The following is a 7767-nucleotide window of genomic DNA, read 5'->3' as shown; positions in this document are numbered from 1 at the left end:
AGAGCGTTTTGCTTACTTTTGCGCTTTTCAAAAGTGAGCCGCTGTAAAAGCGGAACCCTAAGCAGCCGTTACCGCAGAAACGGATATGTACTCGATCTGATCCAACATCCCGGCCAGCCCAGAGGCCGCCATCGGGGGCAAGCCCCCTCCCACATCGCGCGCCATTAGCCAAATCCGGCGCAGACCATTATAAGATATGGCCTGAGCCCGCCTTCTCACGCACCGGAAAAACTCTCCATGAAGCTCCCTGAGATCAGCACATTCATTGCGCAATGGCCCTCGCTTGACCTGGGCCCTATCGCCGCCTGGCGGGTGACTCAGGACTGCGAAAACCACGTCCTGGCCTTGCTCTCACGCCTCGGCGCAGGCTACCGCCGTCACGCAAACTGCGCCATCCATGAAAGCGCCACCGTCGAAAAAGGCGCCGTGCTGAAGGGGCCGATCATCATCGGTGAAGGCTCGTTCGTCGCCGCAGGCGCCTACCTGCTTGGCGGCGTTTACCTGGGCAAACACTGCATCGTGGGCCCAAGCTGCGAACTGAAAAGCAGCTTCATGCTTGATGCAAGCAAGCTGGCGCATTTCAACTTTGTCGGCGATTCGGTGATCGGCGAAGGCGTCAATATTGAAGCCGGTGCAATCATCGCCAACTACCGTAACGAACTGGATGGCGCGCATATCAGAATCCGCTATGCCGATGCCGTCATTGAGACGGGCGTGAACAAATTCGGCGCCCTGGTAGGCGATGGCTGCAAGATTGGCGCAAACGCAGTGATAGCTCCCGGCGCACTCTTGCAGCCCAACAGCCGTATCCCGCGCTTGGGGTTGATTGATCAGTTCGCCTACGACTAAGCAGCGGCGGCGCTGAACAGCGATCACGCCACTTGCGCACTACCCAAACGGCCCGCTTCAGATCATGCTGCGCCTCTCACTTCAAGGACGATAAAAACCAGTGAAAATCACCCTCGCCGCCTTGCTCCTGATTGGCCTGATCACTCCCGCATTCGCCAACGACAACCCCATCGGTTTCAAAACCACCACCCTGCCCGACGCACGCAACCAACGCGCGCTGGAAATGGCCGTCTGGTACCCCACGGCAATCAGAACCGCTCCCCGGTTGATCCGAGACGACGCGGTGTTCTTCGGCGCCCTCGCCGTGCCCGATGCGCCGCCGACCAGTGGTGAGCACCCGTTGGTGGTGCTCTCCCACGGCTATCGCGGCAATTGGGGCAATCAGATGTGGCTGGCGAGTGCGCTGGCTCGGCAGGGTTATATTGTGGCGGCGGTGAATCATCCGGGCACCACCACCAAGGATCGCAGTGCAGACGCAGCGGCGCAGTTATGGCAACGGCCCAAAGACCTGAGCCGCGCCATCGATGCGGTGCTTGCGCAGCCAACGCAATTTGGCGCGGTGGCGCAACACCGGATTGCGGCGGTGGGCCATTCTCTCGGTGGCTGGACGGTGCTGGAAATCGCCGGCGCGCGTTTCGATGCGGATCTGTTCGCCCGGGACTGCCTGGCCCATCCCAAGTTGGGCGGTTGCATCGGCTACGCGCAGATGAACCCTACCGGCGTTGCCGATGGCAAAGCCCAACTGGCCGCTGACTTGAGCGACAAGCGCGTCGCCGCCGTGGTGTCTTTGGACCTGGGCCTGTCGCGGGGCATGACCGATGCCAGCCTGGCCGCGCTGCCCGTGCCGGCGCTGGTGATTGCTGGAGGCGTGCCCTCGGAGGACATGGCTGTGGGGCTGGAGTCTGCCGACTTGGCCAGACGGCTGCCGAAAGCCTCCACGCAGTACGTAGAGATCAGCGACGCGAGCCACTTCAGCTTTATGGCGCAGTGCAAACCCGGCGCGGCGGCGATACTCGACGAGGATATGCCCGGTGACAGCATGATTTGCCGAGACGGCGAGGCCGGGCGGACCAGGGCGCAGATTCAGCAACAGGTGATCACGCTGATCAGCGCGTTCCTCGCGCATTGATCGGTGGCCTCCTCGGCAGGTAAACCTTTCAATCCACGGTTTTTTAGCTGGTATCATTCGCGCCTTTACCTGCCAGGCCCACGCACATGAACCGCCAGAAAAAACTCCAGCAGCTTTTCAAGGCCAAGGCCAAAAAGGCCAACGCCAAACTGGCGCCGAAAAGCAAAGATAAATACATCAGCAAGGCGGACCGCTTGAAGCTCGAAGCCGAGGCGGCTCAAGCCCCAATCACGCCTGCCGAGACGCCTGCTCAATAAGGCGCATTGCCGACGGCGTGCCCGCTTCATATTTGCCCCAGATACGCCGCAGATGACGCGCCGAACCAAAGCCTGCGCGCTCGGCCACCGTTTCGATGTCCAGGCTCGACGCCACCAGCAGCTCGCGGGCCACGGCCAGGCGCAGACGGTGCAGGTAATCCAGCGGGCTGATGCCGACATGCTCGTGGAACAGGCGCGCCAGATGGCGGCTGCCGGTGCAGGCCAGGTTTGCCATGCGGGTCACGGTCCAGGCGTCACACGGGGCGGCGGCAATGGCGTCCTGTACGCGATGGACGGCCGGATGCAGGTGATTGCGCCCGGTGATCCACGGCGATAGCTGCGGGTCAGTGCCGCTGCGGCGCAGGTACACCACCATATCCCGCGCGACGGCGCATGCCAGTCTGGGCCCGGCACGCTCGGCGACCAGGTGCAGCATCATATCGATACCGGCGGTGATCCCGGCGCTGCAGCTGACCGGGCCATCGGTGACGTACAGGCGGTTTTCCAGGACCCGTGCCTTGGGCGCCAGGGCCTGGAGGGTAGCGCACAGCGCGTGGTGGGTGGTGCATTGGCGCCCGTCAAGCAGCCCGGCGCGGGCGGCCGTCAGTGCGCCGGCGCACACGCATATCAAATGCTCGGCAGACGGCGCAAACACCGTTTGCAGCCACTGCACCAGGCTGTCGCTGGCAGATTCGAAGGCGCGCAGGCCGGCTTCGTCTGCCTTCATGCTCGAGCCCACCAACACCACCAGGGTGCCGGGCGCCAGGCTGGCCGGCAAAGGTGCCAGGCCCGTCAACGGCAAGCCGATGGAGGTGTGCAGGGACGGCACCGGGCTGACGTAGTGCAGCTCGAAATCCACCGCCGCCGGGTCATCCATCTGCGCGGCCAGGCGCAATACTTCGGCAGGCCCGGCCAGATCCAGCATCAGCACATTGGGCAACAACACGAACAGCACCGGCACGCTCATTGATTCACCCCGCCAATGCCTGGGCGACGGTGACGATGCGCGCAAACCGGCCTTCCAGCACCAGCTCTGTACGCTCGCGAATCTCGGCCGGGGTGTACACCCGGCCGCTGCGGGCGTGGGTCATCGCGAACGTCAGCGTGGCCTCACTGACGAAGTCGACGTTGAACCCGCTGTCCGAGGCCTGCCGCGTGGTGGTCTCGCAGCACTGTTCGGTACGAATACCACTGATGATCAAACGGGTGACGCCCATCTCGATGAGACGCGCGCCCAGCGGCGTACCGGCGAAGGCGCTGTGGTAGTGCTTATGGATGACCAGCTGCGGATCGATCGAAAGCTCGCTCAATACCCTGACGTTACCCGATGCCAGCGAAAAGGCGCCCTGGTCCTCCACATGAAACACCTGCACCACCGGGATGCCTTGCTGTACGCAGCCATCAATAAGGGCCTGCTGGTTTTCCAGGTAGCTCGACAGGTCGTTTTCGGACCAGTAGGGTGCATGCCGAAATGAATGCTGGGCGTCGATTACGATCAGGGCTGTGCGGCTCATGGTAGGTCCTTCAGGCTTGGATTAGGGGCCGATACTGCAAATCATGGTAAAGCCCTCTTCAGGATCGTAACAGGCGCAAGGCGGACCGTCTCGGGACGGATTCGGACATGCCAGGCAAACCTGGAGCCGCTCGCTCAGCAACCGTTCAAGGCCACTTGAGGCCGTTCGCCAGCGAAAAAGAAAGGTCGCAGCCGCACGCCCACGCTATTGCCGATAAACGCAGCCACCAGCCACAGCCAGCCATGCAGGCTGCCCGAGGCGATGCCGCTGAAGTAGGCGCCGATGTTGCAGCCATACGCCAGGCGCGAACCATAACCGAGCAACAGGCCACCGATGACCGCCGCGATCAACGAGCGCGCCGGTATCTTCAAGCTCGGCGCAAACCGTCCGGCAAGGCCCGCGGCCAACAGCGCGCCAAGCACGATGCCGATGTCCATGACGCTGGTGATGTCTTCCCAGACCGGTGCGGCCAGGGCCTTGGCGTTGGCCGGCATCTGCCAGAAAGCCCAACTGGCCACGTCTACCCCCAGCCCACTCGCCACCTTGGCGCCCCACAGCGCAAACGCTGAAGTAATCCCCCACGGCCGCCCGGCCAGCGCCAGCGTGGCATAGTTGAGCAAGGCGAGGCCTATCGCCCCCCACACCAACGGCCAAGGCCCACGCAGGAAGCGGCGCAGCCCTTGATGCTCGCTGGTGACGCCGGTTTCAAGTTGGCCATGGCGGGCCTTCTCCAGGCGCACGCTGACCAGCGCGATGACCGCGAACACCGCCAGGCTCAGGAGCAACGCCGGCAGTACGCCGAAACTTTTGACGATTGAAACCGGCGCAAACGACGGCAAGGAAAACCACCAATCAACGTGATGGGTGGCGATCAACGATCCGCAGATAAAGAACAACAGGGTCACGAGCATCCGCGCATTGCCGCCACCTACGGTGAACAGGGTGCCCGACGCGCAACCGCCGCCCAGCTGCATGCCGATGCCGAAGATAAACGCGCCGAAGACCACCGACACCCCGGCCGGCGCCACCAGCCCGACCACCGGCTGGCCGAACAAGGTCCCCGCGCCCAGCGCCGGGAAAAACAGCACCACCGCCACCGCCAGCATCACCATCTGCGCGCGCAACCCGGCGCCGCGCCGATCCTTGATAAACACACGCCAGGCCGAGGTGAAACCGAAGGCGGCGTGATACAGCGTCAGGCCCAAGGCGGCGCCGACGATCAGCAACACAACCTGGCGCATGCCCACCGCGCTTTGCAGAAACAGGGCGCCTGCCACCAGGATGAGAAAGGCCACCAGGGGCGCGACCGGCTTGCGTGCCGGTGTCAGGGAAACAGAGGTGCTCATGGGAATCTCGACGTGTTTGAAGGTGGCCAGTATAAACCCGACGGGATAGCGGTCGGGCGATAAGCCCCGAGAACGCCCGCGTGGCGGATGCGCTGACCTGGGATATAGGCGTGGCGACGCGGTGCACAGGAAAGCCCAGCCTGGACGCTGAACCGAAATTACCGGCCGAGCGCGAGTTGTTATTGAGTCGTTAAGGGCCTATGTTAAATTCAGCCCAGTGGTTAATGGATATTTCGGTTATGGAGAACGCATCATGTTTGCAGTAGGCGTGTCAATGATCGCCGTAGGCCTGGGCACCGCAAACCCTGCCTTTTGGATACCCGGTTGTGTCTTCATGGCGATAGGGTGCTCCCAAAGAGGCAATCGTCGAGGCTGATGGCTGGGGTTAAGTGAGGGTGCATTAGCACTGGATCAAATTGATGATCGTCGCTGTGCACTTGCCTGCCGGGGCAAATCCCACGCAAAAAAAAGCCTGCATCTCTGCAGGCTTTTCTCTATCTGGCTCCACGACCTGGACTCGAACCAGGGACCCAATGATTACCAGTTATTTGCCAACGCCACCAAGGCAAAACGTTACACCCCTCCCCCCAAACCGCCTTTAAAAACCCTCTGCCTGAGCCTGCGGGTCAATCCAATCATGCCTTCCGACAATCGGAACTGAATGTGGCTACGTAAGGGGTCGCCCGCGACTTACGGAAATACCTGAACGATTTCTGCAAGATCAAACTTCAACTGATCGAGTGGGAAATAGCGCCTCCAAACACGACCCATCCGGGCTGTGCCGTTCCTTGATGGCCGATCCATTTATCCGCTTTTTATACATATAAAATATGCATAATGAAAACATTCATGGTTCAATTCGACAATGCAAAAAGCCTCTCCAACGAGCGCAAGCACAGAGGCATAAGCCTTGCTGATGCAGAGCCGGTGTTTTATGACGAGGCAGCCCTGACCATGCAAGACCGCGATCACGCAGAAGAACGCTGGGTGATTATGGGCACAGATGCAAAGGGGCGCGTATTGGTGGTGGCCTACACCTATCGCGATCCCAACTGCGTACGCATTATCAGTGCACGGCTTGCATCCAAAAATGAACGGCGCCAGTACCTGGAAGTTTGAACCATGAAAGACGAATACGACTTCAGCAGCGCCAAACGCGGCGCCATCGCCAGCAACAAAGGAAAAACCCGCATCACGATCATGCTGGACGATGCGGTGATCGAAGCCGCCCGTGCGCGTGCGGAAAATGCCGGCACCGGCTATCAGACTGTCATCAACAACCTGCTGCGACAGGCGTTGGTTTGCCCGGACGCACATGACCTCGCGCCTGTTTCGAACAAACAAGCCAAAACCCTGCAAGTCATCAGCAATGGCATCAGCGTCTCAGAGGTCGAAGCACTGGAGCAACAGCTGATAGCGCTCGCCGGTGAATTGAATCGAATGCTTGCTACCCCAAAGCCAACCAAGCCAAAAGGCAAATCTGTCCCATAACCGTCATCGCCCTGCTTTAACGCCGGTTAATTCGTCAAATCCCACGCAAAAAAAAGCCTGCATCTCTGCAGGCTTTTCTCTATCTGGCTCCACGACCTGGACTCGAACCAGGGACCCAATGATTAACAGTCATTTGCTCTACCAACTGAGCTATCGCGGAATGCGTCGTATGTTACTGATTAAAAAGAAGAAGTCAAGCACCCTCTAAGATTTTTCACGACTGTAAAGGCTGACCGGTCGAAACCCCCTGCTCCCTGGCCAGTTCCAGCCACGCACGGGCTGCCGGTGGCAAGTGGGCGCTGGCGCGCCAGGCCAGGGCGATGTGCCAGTCGGTGTGGGGTTCGTCCAGGGGGATCAGGGCAATGCCGGCGTGCTGGTGTTTGTGCGCCAGCATCCGCGGCAGGAACGCCACGCCCAGGCCGGCGGCGACCAGGTCGACGATAAAGTCGATCTGCCCACTGCGGGCCGTTACCTTTGGCACGACGCCCTTGCGTTCGCAGGCGGCGAGGATTTTCGCGTTGAGGGCGAAACCGGCTTCGAACAGGATGAACGCAGAGTCCGCCAGGTCGGTGAAGTCGATGCGTTCGCGGCGCGCCAGCGGGTGGTGGATGGGCAGCACGGCGATCAGCGGTTCGTTGCGCACCGGCTGGTAGTCGAAACACTCATCCACCGGTAGCAGCAATGCCGCCAGGTCGACCTCCCCCGCCTCCAGGCATTCGCGCAGTTTTTTGCTGCCGTACTCGGTGAGTTCGATGTCGATGTCGGGGTAACGCGTGCGGTAGGTGGCAAACATTGCAGCAAACAGTACGCCGCAACCCACCGGCGGCAGGCCGATGCGCAGCACGCCGCGCTTGAGGCCACGCAGGTCGTTGATCTCGGCAATCAGGTCGTTGCGTTCAGCCAGCATCACCAAGGCCCGACGGTAGGCAATTTCGCCAGCGGCGGTGAGTTCGTTCCGGTGGCCGAGACGATTAAGCAACGGGGTGCCCAGTTCCTCCTCCAGCGTCTTGACCGCTTTGCTGACCGTGGACTGGGTCAGGGACACCACGTCAGCCGCCTGGGAAAACCCGCCCTGGCGTACCACTTCAACAAACGCCCGCAGGGTTCGCAGATTCATCAGTATTCCCTTTGCGACTCGATTGCAGCGATAAAAGTTGTTTTTATCATGCCAGAATTTTGCT

General features: G+C 61.0%; 9 protein-coding genes and 1 tRNA gene. 5 read left to right on the top strand and 5 right to left on the bottom strand.

The features are described 5' to 3' along the window. The first annotated feature begins 237 nt into the window (after positions 1-237). From BFP96_RS13425 to BFP96_RS13415, 3 genes are all read left to right on the top strand, one after another. Positions 238-849 carry a transferase gene (locus BFP96_RS13425; protein ID WP_065936396.1) on the top strand — a complete coding sequence of 204 codons (612 nt, stop codon included), beginning with the start codon at positions 238-240 and terminating at the stop codon, positions 847-849. 100 nt (positions 850-949) lie between these two features. Further along, on the top strand, positions 950-1978 hold the full coding sequence (locus tag BFP96_RS13420) for an alpha/beta hydrolase family protein (protein WP_065936395.1): 1029 nt from the start codon (positions 950-952) through the stop codon (positions 1976-1978). 86 nt (positions 1979-2064) lie between these two features. Continuing rightward, the gene (locus tag BFP96_RS13415; protein ID WP_065895488.1) at positions 2065-2235 is read left to right on the top strand and encodes a DUF2986 domain-containing protein; all 171 of its coding nucleotides are present in this window, start codon (positions 2065-2067) and stop codon (positions 2233-2235) included. On the opposite strand, the gene BFP96_RS13410 is transcribed toward BFP96_RS13415, so the two are convergent. From BFP96_RS13410 to BFP96_RS13400, 3 genes are all read right to left on the bottom strand, one after another. Beyond that, the gene (locus tag BFP96_RS13410) at positions 2207-3202 is read right to left on the bottom strand and encodes a GlxA family transcriptional regulator (RefSeq protein WP_065936394.1); all 996 of its coding nucleotides are present in this window, start codon (positions 3200-3202) and stop codon (positions 2207-2209) included. The two genes, BFP96_RS13415 and BFP96_RS13410, sit on opposite strands and share 29 nt — an antisense overlap. A 4-nt stretch (positions 3203-3206) precedes the next feature. Next, positions 3207-3749: a cysteine hydrolase family protein gene (locus BFP96_RS13405; protein WP_065895486.1), complete on the bottom strand. Its 543-nt coding sequence runs from the start codon at positions 3747-3749 to the stop codon at positions 3207-3209. 134 nt (positions 3750-3883) lie between these two features. Further along, the gene (locus BFP96_RS13400) at positions 3884-5095 is read right to left on the bottom strand and encodes a YeeE/YedE family protein (RefSeq protein ID WP_065936393.1); all 1212 of its coding nucleotides are present in this window, start codon (positions 5093-5095) and stop codon (positions 3884-3886) included. 837 nt (positions 5096-5932) lie between these two features. Between BFP96_RS13400 and BFP96_RS13390 the strand changes: the two genes are divergently transcribed. Continuing rightward, positions 5933-6214 (top strand): BrnT family toxin, encoded by a 282-nt coding sequence (locus BFP96_RS13390; protein ID WP_065883251.1) that lies wholly within the window; start codon positions 5933-5935, stop codon positions 6212-6214. A gap of 3 nt (positions 6215-6217) precedes the next feature. Further along, positions 6218-6586 carry a BrnA antitoxin family protein gene (locus BFP96_RS13385; protein WP_065883253.1) on the top strand — a complete coding sequence of 123 codons (369 nt, stop codon included), beginning with the start codon at positions 6218-6220 and terminating at the stop codon, positions 6584-6586. Positions 6587-6670: 84 nt separating this feature from the next. On the opposite strand, the gene BFP96_RS13380 is transcribed toward BFP96_RS13385, so the two are convergent. Both BFP96_RS13380 and BFP96_RS13375 read right to left on the bottom strand, forming a co-directional pair. Next, a tRNA-Asn gene (locus BFP96_RS13380) sits at positions 6671-6746 on the bottom strand. A gap of 54 nt (positions 6747-6800) precedes the next feature. Then, positions 6801-7703: a LysR family transcriptional regulator gene (locus BFP96_RS13375; protein WP_065936392.1), complete on the bottom strand. Its 903-nt coding sequence runs from the start codon at positions 7701-7703 to the stop codon at positions 6801-6803. Positions 7704-7767: the final 64 nt, after the last annotated feature.

The organism is Pseudomonas sp. 34 E 7 (assembly GCF_900005715.1).
GTDB classification, from domain to species: domain Bacteria; phylum Pseudomonadota; class Gammaproteobacteria; order Pseudomonadales; family Pseudomonadaceae; genus Aquipseudomonas; species Aquipseudomonas orientalis_A.
The sequence above is the reverse complement of the archived record's forward strand: the minus strand, read 5'-3'. Positions and strand labels throughout refer to the sequence as shown.